The organism is Corallococcus caeni, assembly GCF_036245865.1.
Lineage (GTDB): Bacteria > Myxococcota > Myxococcia > Myxococcales > Myxococcaceae > Corallococcus > Corallococcus caeni.
Genome location: NZ_BTTW01000016.1, coordinates 1 through 19964, shown reverse-complemented (window position 1 = coordinate 19964; position 19964 = coordinate 1). Strand labels below are relative to the sequence as shown.

At 70.3% G+C, this 19964-nt stretch carries 4 protein-coding genes; 2 read left to right on the top strand and 2 right to left on the bottom strand.

Annotated features, from left to right (window positions below; genetic code table 11):
* Nucleotides 1-14 precede the first annotated feature (14 nt).
* The gene (locus tag AABA78_RS38200; RefSeq protein ID WP_338270451.1) at nucleotides 15-1586 is read right to left on the bottom strand and encodes a PKD domain-containing protein; all 1572 of its coding nucleotides are present in this window, start codon (nucleotides 1584-1586) and stop codon (nucleotides 15-17) included.
* 125 nt (nucleotides 1587-1711) lie between these two features.
* On the opposite strand from AABA78_RS38200, the gene AABA78_RS38195 reads away from it, so the two are divergent.
* Nucleotides 1712-2995 carry an amidohydrolase family protein gene (locus tag AABA78_RS38195; protein WP_338270450.1) on the top strand — a complete coding sequence of 428 codons (1284 nt, stop codon included), beginning with the start codon at nucleotides 1712-1714 and terminating at the stop codon, nucleotides 2993-2995.
* A 40-nt stretch (nucleotides 2996-3035) separates the two neighbouring features.
* Here AABA78_RS38195 and AABA78_RS38190 read toward each other — a convergent pair whose 3' ends face one another.
* Nucleotides 3036-3473: a hypothetical protein gene (locus AABA78_RS38190; RefSeq protein ID WP_171412125.1), complete on the bottom strand. Its 438-nt coding sequence runs from the start codon at nucleotides 3471-3473 to the stop codon at nucleotides 3036-3038.
* Nucleotides 3474-3767: 294 nt separating this feature from the next.
* On the opposite strand from AABA78_RS38190, the gene AABA78_RS38185 reads away from it, so the two are divergent.
* A partial coding sequence (locus AABA78_RS38185; RefSeq protein WP_338270449.1) for a non-ribosomal peptide synthase/polyketide synthase occupies nucleotides 3768-19964 on the top strand: 16197 nt, incomplete at its 3' end.

The window sequence follows — 19964 nt, the reverse complement described above, 5'->3', positions numbered from 1 at the left end:
CCCCCCTCGCCGGGTCAGTGCACCTCGAACTCGTAGATGCGCGTGGCCGGGTCGCCGTTCTGGGACGCGGTGGTCACGTTGAGCTTGAGGTAGCGCGCGGAGGTGGCGCTGATGGGGTGGGTCGAGGTGCTGGCGGTGTTGTTGGTCACCGTCACCGGGGTGCTCCAGTTCGTGCCGTTGCTGGAGGTCTGGATGGTGAAGGCCCGGGTGTTCCAGGTGCTCGACTCACCGCCCGCGCCGGCGTGCTTGACGACGAAGCTGCTGACCGTCTGCGCTGACCCCAGGTCCACCTGCAGCCAGGCCCCCGAGGCCAGCGAGCAGAACTTGTCGGTCGTGCCGCCGGAGACGCTCCCGTTGACCGCCTTGGCCGGCGTTTCGCTGCTGTTGCAGGCCGTGGAGCCGGTCGCCGGCTTGTTGAGCGCCAGGTTGACGTAGCCTGTGCCGACCGAGACGGTCTGGGTCCGGGTGTGGCTGGCCCCGCCGTTGTCGGTCACGGTCAGGCTGACGGTGTAGTTGCCACCGCTGGCGTAGACATGGCTGGGGTTGGTGGCGGTTGAACCGCTGCCGTCGCCGAAGCTCCAGCTGCGCGAGGCGATGGTGCCGTCGCTGTCGCTGGAGGCGTCACTGAAGGTCGCGGTCAGTCCGCTCACGGTGACGCCGAAGTTGGCCACCGGCGGGGTGTTGCCGCTGACCGCGGTGTTGATCGCCGCCGCGTACTGCGCGCTGGTGCCCTGCGCCACGCACGCCTGGATGTCGTCGTACAGCCAGATGAAGCCGCCGTTGATGCCGGCGGTGCTCTTCCAGTTGCTCATCTTGCTCTGCACCGTGGCCGGGCTGTCACCGCTGGCGCAGCCGGAGCCGTGGCGCGACCACAGGCCCGGGTCCACCGTCATGCCCATCGCGGTGTTCCAGCTCGCCGGGTTGTTGCCGGCGCCGCCGTCGTACACCTGGAGGTAGATGCCGTCGACCGCGCTGCCGAGGTTGTCCTTGAGGCTGCGCCAGAAGGTCTGGTTGGTGTAGGGCGCGAAGGTGATCTTGTAGCCCAGGCCCGCCAGCATCTGCCCGAACTGGGTCGTCGGGGCCAGGTCGTAGGCGCTCTCGTCGTCGAAGTTGACCGCGGTGGCGCCGGTGGCGGTCTTCAGCGCCTGGAAGTTGCGGTACAGGATGCTGCTGCTGCCCGTGCCGCAGACCAGCGTGCTGCCGCAGCCAGCGGCGGTGCCGTTGACCAGCCGAGCCATGCGCTCGAAGTCGGGGACGCTCCAGGCGCCAATGGACACCTCGATGCGATTGACCGAGGTCGGCGCCGTCTTGAGCGAGGCCAGCCGCGTGGGCCAGGCCGGGTCACCGATGTAGGCGCCGTTCCTCACCACCGGGATGTCGTTGTAGACGAGGTCGCCGTTGTCCTCGATGTGGAAGCTCCAGAGGATCACGGTGGTGAAGCCCGAGCCGCGCAGGTCGTTCATCACCGCGGTGCCGCCGGAATAGAACGGGCCGCCGCCGTAGATGGCCGAATCCGCGAGGGCCGTCGGCGCGGACGCAGCCAGGGCAAGGGCAAGGCAGGACGCGAGTTGCTTCGACTTCGGCATGATGTGCTCCCCTGTCGCCAGCCTTGGCGACAGGGAGACATTGCGAGCGCGGAAACCAGCAAGTCAATACTTTTCAGACAAACTGGATTTTACCGGAATCCATCCAGCTCCGCGAGGTGAACATCATGAAACGGATCACACTTCTCTTCTGGCTGGCCACCGCGGGCTGCGCGTCGAGTCAGCGCCCTGCTGTCGCCGATCGTTGGCTCCTGACGGGCACGCGGCTCTATGTGGCTCCGGACGCGCCACCGCTGGAGGGCGCCTGGGTGATGGTGAGCGGCGGGAGGATTGAAGCCGTCGGCTCCGCGTCGGACGCTCCGCCGGCCGGGGTTCGGCGCGAGGAGGCCTGCGCTGGCGGCGTGATCACCGCCGGGTTCCAGAACAGCCACGTCCACTTCACGGACCCCGCGTTCGCCGGGGCCGCCAGCCGGCCGGGTGACGAGCTCCAGTCACCCCTGAACCAGCTGACCACGCGCTACGGCTTCACGACGGTCGTCGATACCGGCTCCGACCCCGCGAACACCGGGGCCCTGCGCCAGCGCATCGAGCGAGGCGAGCTGCGCGGGCCGGCGATCCTCACCGTCGGCTCGCCGATGTATCCGGAGAACGGCATCCCCTTCTACCTGCGCGACCTGCCGCCCGAGCTGCTGCGACAGCTTGCGCAGCCCGCATCTGCGGAGGAGGCCCGCGCCCTCGTCCGCGAGAACATCAAGTCCGGCGCGCAGGGGACCAAGCTGTTCGTCGCCACGCCCCAGGGGCATGGTGAGATCCGGCGCATGGCCGAGGACATCGCGCGCGCCGCGGTGGACGAAACGCACCGGCGGGGAGGCCTGGTCATGGTGCATCCCACGGATCCCGACGGGGTGAGCGCCGCCGTGCAGGCCGGGGCCGACGTCATCGTGCACACCACCATTGACTCACCGAAACAGGGGTGGAGCGCCGAGCTCGTCGGCCAGCTGGTCTCACGCCACGTCTCCGTGGTCCCCACGCTGCAGCTCTGGGGCTACGAGCTCACCAAGGCGGACGTGCCCGCCGACGTGCGCGAGCGCCTCGTGGGGGGTGCGGAGCGGCAGCTCGCGGCGTTCTCGAGCGCCGGGGGGCAGGTCCTGTTCGGCACCGACGCCGGGTACATGACGGACCTCGATCCGACGCAGGAGTACGTCCTCATGGCACAGGCAGGGCTGACGCCGATGCAGATCCTCGCGTCGTTGACCACCGCCCCCGCCGCGCGCTGGAGCGCCAGCGAGCGCCGGGGCCGCGTCATGCCGGGCTTCGACGCCGACCTCGTGGTGCTCGGCGGCGATCCCGCCACGGATGTCCGGCGGTTCACCGACGTGAAGTGCACGATCCGAGCGGGCAGGACGCTCTTCGTCCGCGCGCCAGCGGGTGGCGAGCCGCCGGCCCACTGACCGGTCCCGGGGCCTCCCGCGAAGAGGCCCCGGAGCGGAGCTACTTCTTCCCCTTGCCCTTGCCCTTGCCGCCCTTGTGGTGGTCGTCGTGGCCCCGGTCCTGCTGCCGGTGGTCGTGGCCGTCGTCACGGTACGACGCGGGCACGACGACCGCCTTCTTCGAGTGCTTCCACCGCTTGTAACGCCCGGGAGGCAGCTTGACGACAGTGACGGGGACCCGCCGCTCCTCCACGACCTCCCAGCCACCGTGGTAGTCGCGCGCCCGGTACCACCGCCCATCGCGGCGCACCCAGTACGCATCGTCCACGACGTAGAGGTCCTCGTCGTAGTCCTCCACCACCTGCACGCCGGGCTGCACGACGACGAGCGGCGGCGGGGTCGAGAAGACGATGTCGGGTAGCTTCACATCGATGTCTACACGCACCTGCCCGAAGGCCATCGCGGGAAGCAGGACCAGCGCTGCGAAGAGTCGTTTCATCCGGCAAGCGTAGGGGCGCGCAGGCGGGTCAGACAACCTCCGTGAATCATCGCATCGAGTGGCCCGCACTGTGTGTCGTTGCGTTCGTGGACACCCAGGAGCTTGCCGAGCGAACCACGCGACGCGGAACTGCTGTCCGCCAGCCCGGGCTCCGCGCTCGCCTCGTGTTTGGACAAGGTATCAATTCGATGACATAGCTGGCGCCCAGTTCACGTCGTCGCGCACTTCAGGAAGACGCCGCTCCACAGGAGGAGTCGGCGCCCGTCCGTGCGACACGAAGGAGCTGGCGCCAACATGACCCTCCCCTCTGATGACAAGCGCTCGCGGCTGGCCGAACTGCTGCGTGGAAAGATCCGTCCGTCCACCCGCGTGGCCGCCTCCTTCGGGCAGGAGCGCATGTGGCTGCAGGAGCGGCTGTCGCCCGGCAACGCTGCGCTCCACATGGCCGTCACCGTGCGCCTCTCCGGGCAGCTCGACCCGGTGGCGCTCTCCCGAGCCTTCCAGGCCGTCGTGGACCGCCACGACGCGCTGCGCACCACCTTCCCGGAGCACGAGGGCCGGCCGCTCCAGCAGGTCGCGCCGGACCTGGAGCTGTCCATCGCGGAGGTGGACCTGGGGAGCCTGCTGGAGGCCCAGCGTGAACCCGAGGCCTTGCGCCGTGTGCGCGAGGACGTCCGCGTGCCGTTCGACCTGGAGCGGGGGCCGCTGCTGCGCGCGGTGCGCTACCGGCTCTCCGAGGACGCGCACCTGCTGCTCGTCACGGTCCACCACATCGTGTCCGACGGCTGGTCCATGGGCGTGCTGGTCCGCGAGGTGGCGGAGCTGTACCAGGCCTTCGCGTCCGGCCAGCCGCCGTCCCTGAAGGCCCTGCCCCTGCAGTACGCGGACTATGCCGCGTGGCAGCGGCAGGGAGCGCAGGGGGACGCGCTCGAAGCGCAGCTGTCGTACTGGCGCCAGCGGTTGGATCCGCACGCGGTGCTGGAGCTGCCCTCGGACCGTCCGCGCCCCGCGAACATGGACGTCCAGGGGGCTCGCCACTCCATCGTCCTGCCCCCGGCGCTCACCCAGGGGCTCAAGGAGTTGGGCCTGCGCGAAGGCCGCACGCTGTTCTCCGTGCTCCTGGCGGCGTTCAACGTCCTGCTCCAGCGCTACTCCGGCCAGGACGACCTCGCCGTCGGCACTCCCGTCGCGGGCCGCTCCCGCTCCGAGCTCGAAGGCCTCATCGGCCTGTTCGTCAACACGCTCGTCCTGCGCTCGGACCTGTCCGGCGACCCGTCCTTCCGCCAACTGCTGAGCCAGGTGCATGACTCCGCCCTTGGCGCCTTCGCGCACCAGGACGTGTCCTTCGAGAAGCTGGTGGAGGTGCTCCAGCCCTCGCGCCGGCTGAACGTGTCACCGCTGTTCCAGGTGATGTTCGTCCTGCAGAACGCGCCGCTCTCCCTTCCTCCCCTCCCCGGCCTGCGCATGGACGCACAGCCCGTGGACGCGGGCGCGGCCCGGTTCGACCTGACGCTCATCGCCACCGAAGAGGCTCGCGGCCTGCGCCTCATCGCGGAGTACCGCACGGCCCTCTTCGACGAGGCCACCGTCGCGCGCATGCTGGGCCACCTGCGTTCGGTGCTCCAGGCCGTCACCGTGGACGCCGGGCAGCGGGTGTCCGCGCTGCCGCTCATGGAGGAGCCCGAGCAACGTCGGGTGCTGGCGGACTGGAACGCGACGGCGACCGACTTCCCGCGCGATGCCACGCTGCATGGCCTCATCGAGGCGCAGGTGGAGCGCACGCCGGATGCGGTGGCACTTGAGTTCGAGGGCCGCACGCTGACGTACCGGGAGCTGGACGCGCGGGCCAATCAGCTCGCCCACGCCCTCATCGCGCAAGGCGTGGGGCCCGAGGTCCGCGTCGGCCTCCTGCTGGAGCGCTCCCTGGAGCTTGTCGTCGCACTGCTCGCCACGCTCAAGGCCGGCGGCGCCTACGTTCCCTTCGACCCCGCCTACCCTGCCCAGCGCCTCACCTGGATGCTGGAGGACGCACGTCCCGCCGTCCTGCTGGCCCAGGAGCACCTGCTCTCGCGCCTGCCCGCGCATGACGCCCGGGTGCTCTGCCTGGACACGCAGTGGGAAGCCATCGCGCGCCAGCCCCGGCATGCTCCGCCGCCGCGCGCCACCGCCGACGGTCTGGCCTACGTCATCTTCACCTCCGGCTCCACGGGCCGCCCCAAGGGTGCCATGAATGCTCATGGCCCCGTGGTGAATCGCCTGCTGTGGATGCAGTCTGCCTACGGCCTGGGCCCTTCGGATGTCGTCCTGCAGAAGACGCCCTTCAGCTTCGACGTCTCCGTCTGGGAGTTCTTCTGGCCCCTCATGACGGGCGCACGTCTTGTCGTCGCGAAGCCTGGCGGCCACCAGGAGCCCGCCTACCTCGCGCGCCTCATCTCCGAGGCTGGTGTCACCACGCTGCACTTCGTGCCCTCCATGCTCCAGGTGTTCCTGGAGGAGCCGGGGCTGGAGTCCTGCACGTCGCTGCGTCGCGTGGTGTGCAGCGGTGAAGCCCTGCCGGTGGAACTGGCAGAGCGTTGTCTGCGGAGGCTGCCCTGGGCCGGACTGCACAACCTCTACGGACCCACCGAGGCCGCCGTCGACGTCACCTTCCACCAGTGCCTGCCGGGTGAGTCTCGTCGCTCGGTGCCCATTGGCCGGCCCGTGGCCAATACCCAGATTCGCCTGCTGGACTCCCGCATGGAGCCCGTGCCCGTGGGCGTTCCGGGGGAACTCTTCATCGGCGGTGTGCAGGTGGGGCGCGGCTACCTGGGACGCCCGGAGCTGACGGCCGAGCGCTTCATCCCGGATGCATTCAGCGACACGCCGGGTGCGCGGCTGTACCGCACGGGTGACGTGGCGCGCTGGTTGCCCGACGGCGCCATCGAGTACGTGGGCCGCGCGGACTTCCAGGTGAAGGTGCGCGGCCTGCGCATCGAGCTGGGGGAGATTGAGGCCTCGCTGGAGCAGCACCCTGGCGTGCGCCAGGCGGTGGTGGTGGCCCGCGAGGATTCGGCGGGCGACAAGCGGCTGGTGGCCTACGTGGCATGCCGCAGCGGCTCGGAGACAGTGGACGTCTCCGCACTGCGCTCGCGGCTGCACGAAAAGCTGCCGGAGTACATGGTGCCCTCCGCCTTCGTGGTGCTGGAGGCCCTGCCGCTGACTCCCAGTGGCAAGGTGGACCGCAAGGCCCTGCCCGCTCCGGAGGCGCCGGTCTCCACCGCCGAGTACGTCGCTCCGCGCAATCCCACCGAGGAGAAGCTCGCGGCCCTCTGGGCCCAGGTGCTGCGCGTGCCCCGCGTGGGCGCCACCGACCACTTCTTCGAATTGGGTGGCCACTCACTCCTTGCCACACAGCTCGTCTCTCGCGTGCGCGCGGCCTTCGGCGTGGAGCTGGCCCTGCGCACCGTCTTCGAGGCCCCGACGTTGGAAGGCCTCGCGCGGCACCTCGACGCGGCCGGCACGTCGGAGCCTGCTGCGTCCGGGTTGCCGCCCCTGGTGCCGGTGCCGCGAGGGGAGGCCCCGCCGCTGTCCTTCGCCCAGCAGCGGCTGTGGTTGATTGATCAGCTGGAGCCCGGGACGGCCACGTACAACATGCCCGTCGCCCTGCGGCTGTCCGGGGCGCTGGACGTCGAGTCCCTGCGCCGCGGGCTCGAAGCGCTGATGCACCGCCACGAGGCCCTGCGCACCACGTTCCGCGACACGCCCGAAGGCCCCGTGCAGATCATCGCGCCGCCGTCGGCCCTGACGTTGGACCTCACCGACCTGCGCTCCCTGCCGCACGAAGAGCGTCAAGCCGAGGCACGCCACCGCGCCACCGCCGAGGCCCTTCGCCCCTTCGCGCTCACCACCGGCCCCCTGGTGCGCGCGGCCCTCTTGGTCCTGGAGGAGCAGGAGCACCTGCTGCTCCTGACGATCCACCACATCGTGTCCGACGGCTGGTCCCTGGGTGTGCTCGTCCGCGAGGTGGCGGAGCTGTACCGGGCCTTCGCGTCCGGCCAGGCCCCGGCCCTGACACCGCTGCGCTTGCAGTACGCGGACTATGCCGCGTGGCAGCGTCAGTGGATGCGGGGGGACGCGCTCGAAGCGCAGCTGTCGTACTGGCGTCAGCGGTTGGATCCGCACGCCGTGCTGGAGCTGCCCACGGACCGGCCACGTCAGGCGCAGCCCGATGGCCGGGGGGCTCGTTACGAGTTGCTGTTGCCCCTCCCGCTCGTCCAGCGCCTCAAGCTCGTGGCCCTGCGCGAGGGCCGCACGCTGTTCTCCGTGCTCCTGGCGGCGTTCAACGTCCTGCTCCAGCGCTACTCCGGTCAGGACGACCTCGCCGTCGGCACCCCGGTCGCGGGCCGCTCTCGCTCCGAGCTCGAAGGCCTCATCGGCCTGTTCGTCAACACGCTCGTCCTGCGCTCGGACCTGTCCGGCGACCCGTCCTTCCGCCAACTGCTGGGTCAGGTGCATGACTCCGCCCTTGGCGCCTTCGCGCACCAGGACGTGCCCTTCGAGAAGCTGGTGGAGGTGCTCCAGCCTTCGCGCTGGCTGAACGTCTCCCCGCTGTTCCAGGTGATGTTCGTCCTGCAGAACGCGCCCCTGTCGCTCGTGCCGCTTCCCGGCCTGCGCATGGACACGTTGCCGGTGGATGGCGGTGTGGCGCGCTTCGACCTGACGCTGGTCGCGTCCGAGGAGGCTCGCGGCCTGCGCCTCAGCGCCGAGTACCGCACGGCCCTCTTCGACGAGGCCACCGTCGCGCGCATGCTGGGGCACCTGCGTTCGCTGCTCCAGGCCGTCGTCCGGGACGTGCGGCAGCCCCTGTCCGCGCTGCCGCTCATGGACGAAGCCGAGCAGCGCCAGTTGCTCATCGACTGGAACGACACGCGGTCGCCGTTCCCCCACGAGACCTCCATCCACCAGCGCTTCGCGGAGCAGGCGCGCGAGACGCCGGACGCGGTGGCCGTGGTCTTCGGTGACGAACACCTCACGTACCGGCAGCTGGACGAGCGCGCCAACCAGCTCGCCCACGCGCTCATCGGCCTGGGCGTGCGTCCGGGCACTCGCGTGGCGCTGGGCCTGGGACGCTCGCTCGACCTCATCGTGGCCATCCTCGGCGTGCTCAAGGCCGGCGCGGCCTACGTCCCGCTGGAGATGAGCTATCCCCACGAGCGCCTCGCGATGCTGCTGGAGGACTCTGGCGCTCCCGTGCTGGTGACCCGCTCCGACTGGGAGCAGAGCCTCCCGTCCTTCTTCGGCGCCACCCTGCTGCTGGACGACGAGGCCCCGCTCCTCGCGCGCAAGCCGACTCACGCGCCCAGCGTGCCCGCGTCCGCGGACAGCCTGGCCTACGTGATGTTCACCTCCGGCTCCACCGGCCGGCCCAAGGGCGTCATGGTGCCCCACCGCGGCGTCGTGCGGTTGGTGTGCGGCGCGTCCTACTTCCGCTTCGGCCCGGAGCACCGCTACTTCCAGCTGGCGCCCACCGCCTTCGACGCCTCCACGATGGAGATCTGGGGCGCCCTGCTGCACGGGGCGCAGCTGGTGCTGGCGCCGCCGCATTCGCTGTCGCTGGAGGAGCTCGCGGCCTTCTTCCGCCGCCATGCTCCGACGAGCGTCGTCCTCACCACCGCGCTCTTCGAGCAGCTGGCGCTCCACCAGGGAGAGACCCTGGCGCGGGTGTCCCAGCTCATGATCGGCGGCGACGTGATGCCCGCCGAGCGCGCCCGTCAGCACCTGGCGAAGCTGGCTCCGGGGTCCGTGCTCATCAACGGCTACGGCCCCACGGAGAACACCACCGCCTCCACCGCGCACATCATGACCGCGGCGTCCGCCGTCGGGCATGCGGTGCCCATCGGCAAGCCCATCGGGCAGTCGACGGTCTACGTGCTGGACACCCACCTGCGACCCGTGCCCGTGGGCGTGGCCGGTGAGCTGTTCGTCGGTGGCGCCGGCCTGGCGTGGGGCTATCTGCGCCGCCCCGACCTCACCGCCGAGCGCTTCGTTCCCAACGCCTTCACCTCTTCGCACGGCGAGCGCCTCTACCGCACGGGCGACAGGGCTCGCTGGCGCGCGGACGGCACGTTGGAGTTCCTGGGCCGCACCGACTTCCAGGTGAAGGTGCGCGGCTTCCGCATCGAGCCGGGCGAGGTGGAGTCCGCGCTGCAGCGGCTGCCCGGCGTCGCCGAGACGCTGGTGATGGCCCGCGAGGACGTGCCCGGCGACAAGCGTCTGGTCGCCTACGTCGCCATTCCTTCCGGCGCGGGTGGACCGACGCTGGACGCCGCGGCGCTGCGAGCACACCTCCAGCAGCAGCTGCCCGGGCACATGGTGCCGACCGCCTTCGTCGTGATGGAGGCCCTGCCCCTCACGCCCAACGGCAAGGTGGACCGCGCGGCCCTGCCCGTCCCCTCCGCGGCCGCGCTGGAGCGCGGACGGTACGTGCCCCCGACGACCCCCACCGAGCAGAAGCTCGCGGCCCTCTGGACCGAGGTGCTCCGCGTGGAGCGGATCGGCGCGGAGGACGACTTCTTCGAGGTGGGCGGGCACTCGCTGCTGGCCACCCAGCTCGTCTCGCGCGTGCTCGTGGCCTTCGGCGTGGAGCTGCCGCTGCGCACGTTCTTCGAAGCGCCCACCCTGGCGGCGCTCGCCCGTCGCATCGACGAGGCCGGGCCTCGGGCCTCCGAGGAGGAGGGGCCTGCGTTGACGCCGGTGCCTCGCACCGGGGACCTGCCGCTGTCGTTCGCGCAGCAGCGGCTGTGGCTGATTGATCAGCTGGAGCCCGGAAGCCTCGCCTACAACATTCCCACCGCCCTGCGGATGCAGGGGGTCGTGGACGTCGCGGCCCTGGAGCAGGCCTTCCGCGCCCTCATCGAACGGCACGAGCCCCTGCGCACCACCTTCGCGCCACGGCAGCCCGAGCCCGTCCAGGTCATCCACTCCGCCGTCGACTTCTCCCTGTCCGTGGTGGACCTGGATGCGCTGGGGGACGCGGCCCTGGAGGAGTCACGGCGACTGGCCTCCGTGGAGGCCATGCGTCCGTTCGATCTCGCGCAAGGACCGCTGCTGCGCGTCCAGTTGTTGAGGCTCGCGGCCACCGAGCACGTGCTGCTCTTGACGATGCACCACATCGTCTCCGACGGCTGGTCCATGGGCGTGCTCGTGCGCGAGCTTGTCGCCTTCTACGAGGCGTTCCGGGAGGGGCGGTCGCCGGACGTGGCCCCGCTGCCTGTCCAGTACGCGGACTACGCTGCCTGGCAGCGCGCGTGGTTGCAGGGGGAGGTGCTGGAGGCGCAGCTGGGGTACTGGAAGCAGCAACTCACCGGCGCGCCTGCCCTGCTGGAGTTGCCCACGGACAAGCCGCGTCCCGCCGTGCAGTCCCAGCGCGGTGCGTCCCTGCCCGTGCACCTGCCGCTGTCCGATACGCTCACGGACTTCTGCCAGCGTGAAGGCGTCACGCCCTTCATGGCCCTGCTGGCCGCTTTCCAGGTGCTGCTGTCGCGCTACTCCGGCCAGCAGGACGTCGCCGTCGGTACGCCCATCGCAGGCCGTACTCGCGGAGAGACGGAAGGCCTCATCGGCCTCTTCATCAACACCCTCGTGCTTCGCTCCCACGTCGCGCCGGAGGCTTCGTTCCGGCAGCTGCTGGCCCGGGTGCGCGACACCACCCTGGCCGCCTACGAGCACCAGCACCTGCCCTTCGAGAAGCTCGTCGAGGAACTGCAACCGCAGCGCAGCTTGAGTCACTCGCCTCTCTTCCAGGTCATGCTCGTGCTGCAGAACGCGCCGGCCTCGGAGTTGAGTCTGTCGGGCCTGTCCTTCCAGCCTCTCGCGCGCGACTTCGAGGCCACCAAGTCCGACCTCACCCTGTCCCTCTCCCAGACGCCGCACGGCCTCACCGGCACGCTGGGCTACCGCACGGACCTGTTCGAGTCGTCCACCGTCTCCCGCATGGTGGAGCACCTGCGCGTCCTGCTGGAGGCCGCGCTCGCTTCGCCCGACTCGCGCGTCAGTGAACTGCCACTGCTGACGAGCGCTGAGAAGAAGCTGCTGCTGACGGACTTCGTCTCCACCGAGGCGTCGCTTCCTCCGCCTCGCAGCGTGCACTCCCTCTTCGAGCAGCGCGCCGCCCTCCGGCCGGACGCGCCCGCCGTGGCGTGCGACGGACAGGTGCTCACTTATGGGGAGCTGGACGCGCGCGCCAACCAACTGGCCTGGCACCTGCGCTCCCTGGGCGTCGGCACCGACTCGTGCGTTGCCCTGTGCCTGGAGCGCTCCGTTGAGACTGTCGTCGCCCTGCTGGGCGTCTGGAAGACAGGCGGTGCCTACGTGCCGCTGGACCCGGCACAACCTGCGTTGCGCTTGCAGTCCCTGGTGCAGGAAGTCTCCGCGCCCGTCGTCGTGACGGTGGCCCGCTACGCCTCCGCCTTCGAGTCCTCTTCCGCGCACGTTGTTCGCCTGGATGAGGACTCCTCCGTGCTTTCTCGCCTGCGCACCGACGCACCGCCGGTTGAGGCGCATCCGGACGCTCTTGCCTACGTCCTCTTCACCTCGGGCTCCACCGGCAGGCCCAAGGGCGTCGCCGTCGCGCACTCGCAGCTTTTCACCTACGTCGACTCGGTGACGCAGCGCCTTGGCCTGGAGGCCTGCGCAAGCTTCGCCCTCGTCTCCACCTTCGTCGCGGACCTTGGCAACACCGTCCTCTTCCCGGCCCTCACTACGGGTGGGCTCCTGCACGTCCTCACGCAGGAGTGCGCCTCCAGCCCCGCGGCCCTCGCCGACTACTTCGCGCGTCACCCCATCGACTGCATGAAGGTGGTGCCCTCGCACCTGGCGGCGTTGCTCACCGCTCCCGAGCCTCGCCACGTCCTGCCTCGCAAGCGCCTCGTGCTTGGCGGTGAGTCCTCCACCTGGGCCCTGCTTCAGTCCGTGCATGCACTCGCTCCCGACTGCGAGGTGCACAACCACTACGGCCCCACCGAGACGACTGTCGGTGTCCTCGCGGGCCGTGTGCAGCTGCCCGCTTCGACTGCCGTGCCCCTGACCGGGACGACTGGCGGTGCGTTCGCCGGCCAAACGCAACAGCCCGCCTCGACGGCCGTGCCCCTCGCCGGGACGACTGGTGGGGTGCAGCAGCCCGCGTCGACTGCCGTGCTCCTCGCCGGGACGACTGGGGGGGCGCAACAGCTCGCTGCGACTTCCGTGCCCCTGGGCTGGCCCTTGGCCCACTCGCGCCTCTACGTCCTGGATGCTTCGCTGCGCCCCACGCCTCTCGGCGTCCCGGGCGAGCTCTTCGTCGGCGGCGCCCAGGTGACTCGCGGCTACCTGGCCCGGCCTGACCTCACGGCCGAGCGCTACGTGCCGGACCCCTTCAGCCCGGCCCCCGGCGCTCGCATGTACCGCACGGGCGACCGCGTGCGCTGGCTCTCCGATGGCCGAGTGGAGTTCCTCGGCCGCGTGGACTTCCAGGTGAAGGTGCGCGGCTTCCGCGTGGAGCCCGGCGAAGTCGCCACCGTGCTTCGCGCACTTCCCTCCGTGCACGAAGCCGTCGTCGTGGCCCGCAGGGACTCTCCCGGCGAGGCCCGCCTCGTCGCCTACGTCGTCGCGGACTCCACGGACGTGTCCTCACTCCGCGAAGACCTGAAGCAGCGGCTGCCCGAGTACATGGTGCCCTCCGCCTTCGTCTTCCTGGAGGCCCTGCCCCTCACCCCCAACGGCAAGGTCGACCGCAAGGCCCTCCCCGTTCCTGAAGCCACCTCCTCCACCGCGTACGTCGCCCCGGGCACACCTACCGAGGAGAAGCTCGCGGCCCTCTGGGCCGAGGTGCTGCGCCATCCCCGAGTGGGCGCCACTGACCACTTCTTCGAACTGGGCGGTCACTCGCTGTTGGCCACGCAGCTCGTGGCCCGCGTGCGCGCGGCTTTCGACGTGGAGCTGCCCCTGCGCTCCGTCTTCGAAGCCCCGACCCTGACGGGCCTCGCGCGCCACATCGATGACGCCAGGGCCCGTGCGTCCGTGCTTCTGGCTCCGCCCCTCGTCGCGGTTCCTCGCACGGGAGAGCTGCCGCTGTCCTTCGCGCAGCAACGCCTGTGGTTCCTGGATCAGCTCCAGCCCGGAACGGCCACGTACAACATGCCGTACGCGCTGCGCCTGGAGGGTCCGGCTGACGTCTCCGCCCTGGAGCGAGCCTTCCACGCGCTCATCCACCGTCACGAGTCCCTGCGCACCACCTTCCACGCGCAAGCGGGCGAGCCCGTCCAGCGCATCCACTCCTCCGTGGACTTCGTCCTGGAACGGATGGACCTGGAGCACCTCGCCGAGGACGCGCGTCAGGCGGAAGCGCAGCGGCTCGCTGCCGCGGAAGCGCTGCGCCCCTTCGACCTCACCCGGGGCCCGCTGCTGCGTGCCTCGCTCCTGAAGCTCGCCGAGCACCAGCACGTGCTGCTCGTGACGCTGCACCACATCGTCTCGGACGGGTGGTCTCGCGGCGTGCTCGTGCGCGAGGTGGCCGCGCTCTATGCGGCGTTCGTCCAGGACAGACCTTCACCGCTCCCCGAACTGCCGTTGCAGTATGCCGACTTCGCCGTCTGGCAGCGCTCGTGGCTGCAAGGCGATGCGCTCGGGGCTCAGCTGGACTACTGGAAGCAGCAGCTCTCCGGTGCTCCAGCCCTGCTGGAGCTCCCCACCGACAAGCCACGTCCCGCCGTGCAGACCCAGCGCGGCGCATCCCTGCCGGTGCACCTGCCTCTGTTGTTGTCAGAGGCGCTGTCCGACTTCTGCCAGCTCGAGGGCGTCACGCCCTTCATGGCCCTGCTGGCCCTCTTCCAGGTGTTGCTGTCGCGCTACTCCGGCCAGCAGGACATCTCCGTCGGTACGCCCATCGCCGGCCGCACTCGCGCGGAGACCGAGGGCCTCATCGGCTTCTTCGTCAACACCCTCGTGTTGCGCTCGAACGTGCAGCCCACGCTTTCGTTCCGGCAGCTTTTGGCCCGTGTGCGCGACACCACCCTGGCCGCCTACGAGCACCAGCACCTGCCCTTCGAGAAGCTCGTCGAGGAGCTGCAACCGCGGCGCAGTCTGAGTCACTCGCCTCTCTTCCAGGTCATGCTCGTGCTGCAGAACATGCCTGCCACGGAGCTGAGTCTCGCGGGCCTGACCTTCCGGTCCTTGGAACAGGACTTCGAATCCACCAAGTTTGATCTACGGCTCTCCCTGACGCAGACGGCCCAGGGGCTCACTGGAGCCCTGGGCTACCGCACGGACTTGTTCGAGTCGTCCACCGTCTCCCGCATGGTGGAGCACCTGCGCGTCCTGCTGAAGGCCGCGCTCGCTTCACCCGACTCACGCGTCAGCGAGCTGCCGCTGCTGACGGACACCGAGCGGAAGCAGCTGCTTCAGGACTTCGTCTCCACCGAGGCACCGCTTCCCCCGCCTCGCAGCGTGCACTCCCTCTTCGAGCAGCGCGCGGCCCTCCAGCCGAATGCGCCCGCCGTGGCGTGCGATGGGCAGGTGCTCACGTATGGAGAGTTGGACGCGCGCGCCAACCAACTGGCCTGGCACCTGCGCTCGCTTGGCGTCGGCACTGACTCGTGCGTTGCCCTCTGCCTGGAGCGCTCCGTCGAGACCGTCGTCGCCCTGCTGGGCGTCTGGAAGGCCGGCGGTGCCTACGTGCCGCTGGACCCGGCACAACCTGCCCTGCGCTTGCAGTCCCTGGTGCAGGAAGTCTCCGCGCCCGTCGTCGTGACGGTGGCCCGTTTCGCCTCCGCCTTCGAGTCCTCTTCCGCGCATGTCGTTCGCCTCGATGAAGACGCGGCAGCCCTCTCCCGACTGCGCACCGACGCACCGCCGGTTGAGGCCCATCCGGACTCCCTCGCCTACGTCCTCTTCACCTCCGGCTCCACCGGCAGGCCCAAGGGTGTCGCCGTCGCGCACTCCCAGCTCTTCACCTACGTCGACTCGGTGACTCAGCGCCTTGGCCTGGAGGCCTGCGCAAGCTTTGCCCTCGTCTCCACCTTCGTCGCCGACCTGGGCAACACCGTCCTCTTCCCTGCCCTCACCACGGGTGGCCTGCTCCACGTCCTCACCCAGGAGTGCGCCTCCAGCCCCGCGGCCCTCGCCGACTACTTCGCGCGTCACCCCATCGACTGCATGAAGGTGGTGCCCTCGCACCTGGCGGCGTTGCTCACCGCTCCCGAGCCTCGCCTCGTCCTGCCTCGCAAGCGTCTGGTGCTCGGCGGTGAGTCCTCCACCTGGGCCCTGCTTCAGTCCGTCCATGCACTCGCTCCGGACTGCGAGGTGCACAACCACTACGGCCCCACCGAGACGACCGTCGGTGTCCTTGCCGGCCGTGTGCAGCTGCCTCCGGCACACCCGGCTTCCGCATCCGTGCCGCTGGGCTGGCCCTTGGCCCACTCGCGCCTCTACGTCCTGGACGCTTCACTGCGCCCCACTCCGCTGGGCGTCCCGGGCGAGCTCTTCGTCGGCGGCGCTCAGGTGACTCGCGGCTACCTCGCCCGTCCCGACCTCACGGCCGAGCGCTACGTGCCGGACCCCTTCAGCCCGGCCCCCGGCGCTCGCATGTACCGCACGGGCGACCGCGTGCGCTGGCTCTCCGATGGCCGCGTGGAGTTCCTCGGCCGCGTGGACTTCCAGGTGAAGGTGCGCGGCTTCCGCGTGGAGCCCGGTGAAGTTGCCACCGTTCTCCGCGCACTGCCCTCCATTCACGAAGCCGTCGTCGTGGCCCGCCAGGACGCCCCTGGCGACACGCGCCTCGTCGCCTACGTTGTTCCTTCCTCGGGCACTCTCGACGTCGCCTCCGTGCGTGCTCTGCTCAAGCAGCGGCTGCCCGAGTACATGGTGCCCTCCGCCTTCGTCGTGCTGGAGGCCCTGCCCCTCACCCCCAATGGCAAGGTGGACCGCAACGCCCTGCCCGTTCCCCAAGCCTCCACGTCTTCCACGGACTACGTCTCCCCGAGCACTCCTACCGAGGAACTGCTCGCGTCCCTCTGGGCCGAAGTGCTACGCGTGGAGCGCGTCGGCATCGCGGAGGACTTCTTCGCCTTGGGTGGCCACTCGCTGCTGGCCACGCAGCTGGTCTCGCGCATCCGTGCCGCCTTCGGAGTGGAGGTGCCGCTGCGCGCGCTCTTCGAAGCCCCCACCATCGCGGCCCTCGCCCCGCGCATCGAGGCCGCGCGGCAGGTCCGTGCCTTCCAGGCGCCTCCGCTGGTGCCGGCACCTCGCACGGGAGAGCTGCCGCTGTCCTTCGCGCAGCAGCGCCTGTGGTTCCTGGATCAGCTCGTCCCCGGCGCCTCCACCTACAACATCCCGTCCATCCTCCGCCTGGATGGCGAGTTGCACGTCGAGGCCCTGCGCCAGAGCCTCACCGAGCTGGTGCGCCGCCACGAAGCCCTGCGCACCACCTTCTCCGAAACCCAGGGTCAGCCCTTCCAGCGCATCGCGTCCCCCAGCGAACTGCCCCTGCCCACGGTGGACCTCACCCACCTGGGCGGGTCCGCCCTCGACGAAGCCCGGCGCCTGGCCTCCACCGAAGCCCAGCGTCCCTTCGACCTGGCCTCCGGTCCCCTCGTGCGCGCGCTGCTGCTGAAGCTCGCTCCCACCGGGCACGTGCTCGTCTTCACCCTGCACCACATCGTCTCCGACGGCTGGTCCCGTGGCGTCCTCGTCCGCGAGGTGGCCGCGCTCTACCAGGCCTTCTGCGACGGCCGGCCCTCTCCCCTGCCCGAGCTGCCCGTCCAGTACGCCGACTACGCCCTCTGGCAGCGCTCCTGGCTGCAAGGCGACGTCCTGGAGGCCCAGCTCTCCTACTGGCGCCAGCGCCTCGCGGACGCGGCGCCCCTGGAGCTGCCCACGGACTTCCCGCGCCCCGCCGTGCAGTCGTCCCACGGTGGCATGCAGCCGCTGCGGCTGCCCTTGCCGCTCGCGGGTGCGCTCAAGGCCCTTGCCCAGTGTGAAGCGGTCACTCCGTTCATGCTCTTGATGGCGGCCTTCCAGGTGCTCCTCTCGCGCTACTCCGGCCAGGAGGACATCAGCGTCGGCACGCCCATCGCGGGCCGCACCCACGCGGAGACGGAGAGCCTGATCGGCTTCTTCGTCAACACGCTCGTCCTTCGCTCACAGGTCTCTTCTGGCGGTTCCTTCCGTCAGTTGATCCAGCAGGTGCGTGAGGCTTCCCTGGGCGCGTATGCCCACCAGGACATCCCCTTCGAGCGCCTCGTCGAGGCGCTGCGGCCCCAGCGCGACCTGACGCGCCCCCCGCTCTTCCAGGCCCTCTTCGCCCTGCAGAACACGTCCATGCCTTCGCTCCAGCTCCCAGGGCTCTCCCTGCGCGGCCTGGAGTTGGAGGGCCACAACGTCAAGGCCGAGCTGGAGCTGTTCCTCTTCGAGACGCCGAACGGCTTCGACGGCGCGCTCGGCTTCAACACCGACCTCTTCGCTCCCGCCACGGCCCTGCGCATGGCACGGCACTTCGTGTCGCTCGTCGAAGCGCTCGTCTCCCATCCGGAGGCGTCGCTCGCCTCCGCGTCCATGCTCTCCCAGGACGAGCTTCACCAGGTGCTGGTGCGGTGGAACGACACGCGGTCGTCGTTCCCCGCCGAAGCATCCATCCACCAGTGCATCGAAGCACAGGTGGAGCGCACGCCGGATGCGGTGGCACTTGAGTTCGAGGGCCGCACGCTCACGTACCGGGAGCTGGACGCGCGGGCCAATCAGCTCGCGCATGCCCTCATCGCGCAGGGTGTGGGGCCCGAGGTCCGCGTCGGACTCCTGCTGGAGCGCTCCCTGGAGCTCGTCGTCGCCCTGCTCGCCACGCTCAAGGCCGGCGGCGCCTACGTCCCCTTCGACCCCGCCTACCCCGTCCAACGCCTCACCTGGATGCTGGAGGACGCGCGCCCTGCGGTCCTGCTGGCTCAGGAGCACCTGCTCTCGCGCCTGCCCGCGCACGAGGCCCGGGTGCTGTGCATCGACACGCAGTGGGAAGCCATCGCGCTCCAGCCCCGCCACGCCCCGCCGCCGCGTGCCACCGCCGACGGTCTGGCCTACGTCATCTTCACCTCTGGCTCCACCGGCCGTCCCAAGGGCGCCATGAATGCTCATGGGCCCGTGGTGAATCGCCTGCTGTGGATGCAGTCCGCCTACGACCTGGGCCCTTCGGACGTCGTCCTGCAGAAGACGCCTTTCAGCTTCGACGTCTCCGTCTGGGAGTTCTTCTGGCCCCTCATGACGGGCGCGCGCCTCGTTGTCGCCAAGCCCGGTGGACACCAGGAGCCCGCCTACTTGGCGCGTCTCATCTCCGAGGCGGGCGTCACCACGCTGCACTTCGTGCCCTCCATGCTCCAGGTGTTCCTGGAGGAGCCGGGGCTGGAGTCCTGCACGTCGCTGCGTCGCGTGGTGTGCAGCGGTGAGGCCCTCCCGGTGGAACTTGCAGAGCGCTGCCTGCGGCGGCTGCCCTGGGCCGGACTGCACAACCTCTACGGACCCACCGAGGCCGCCGTCGACGTCACCTTCCACCAGTGCCAGCCGGGGGAGTCGCGCCGCTCGGTGCCCATTGGCCGGCCCGTGGCCAATACCCAAATCCGTCTGCTGGACTCCCGCCTGGAACCCGTGCCCGTGGGCGTTCCAGGAGAGCTCTTCATCGGCGGCGTGCAGGTGGGACGCGGCTACTTGGGACGCCCGGAGCTGACGGCCGAGCGCTTCATCCCGGACGGCTTCAGCGACACGCCGGGCGCGCGGCTCTACCGCACGAGCGACGTGGCCCGCTGGTTGCCCGACGGTGCCATCGAGTACGTGGGCCGCGCAGACTTCCAGGTGAAGGTGCGCGGCCTGCGCATCGAACTGGGGGAGATTGAGGCCTCGCTGGAGCAGCACCCTGGCGTGCGCCAGGCGGTGGTGGTGGCCCGTGAGGACGCGGCGGGCGACAAGCGGCTGGTGGCCTACGTGGCATGCCGCAGCGACGCGGAGACGGTGGACGTCTCAGCACTGCGCTCGCGGCTGCACGAGAAGCTACCGGAGTACATGGTGCCCTCCGCTTTCGTGGTGCTGGACTCCCTGCCGCTAACGCCCAGTGGCAAGGTGGACCGCAAGGCCCTGCCGGCCCCGGAGGCGCCGGTCTCCGCCGCCGAGTACGTCGCCCCGCGCAACCCCACCGAGGAGAAGCTCGCGGCCCTCTGGGTCCAGGTGCTGCGCGTGCCCCGCGTCGGCGCCACCGACCACTTCTTCGAATTGGGCGGCCACTCACTCCTCGCCACGCAGCTCGTCTCTCGGATCCGCTCCGCATTCAGCGTCGAACTGCCCCTGCGCGTCCTCTTCGAGGCGCCCACGCTCTACCGCCTCGCCCTCCGCGTGGAGGAAGCCTTGCAGGCCGCGGAAGGCACCGCCCTGCCTCCGCCGGGCGCCATCGCCCGGGGCGACGAAGCGCCCCTCTCCTTCGCGCAGCAGCGGCTGTGGTTCCTG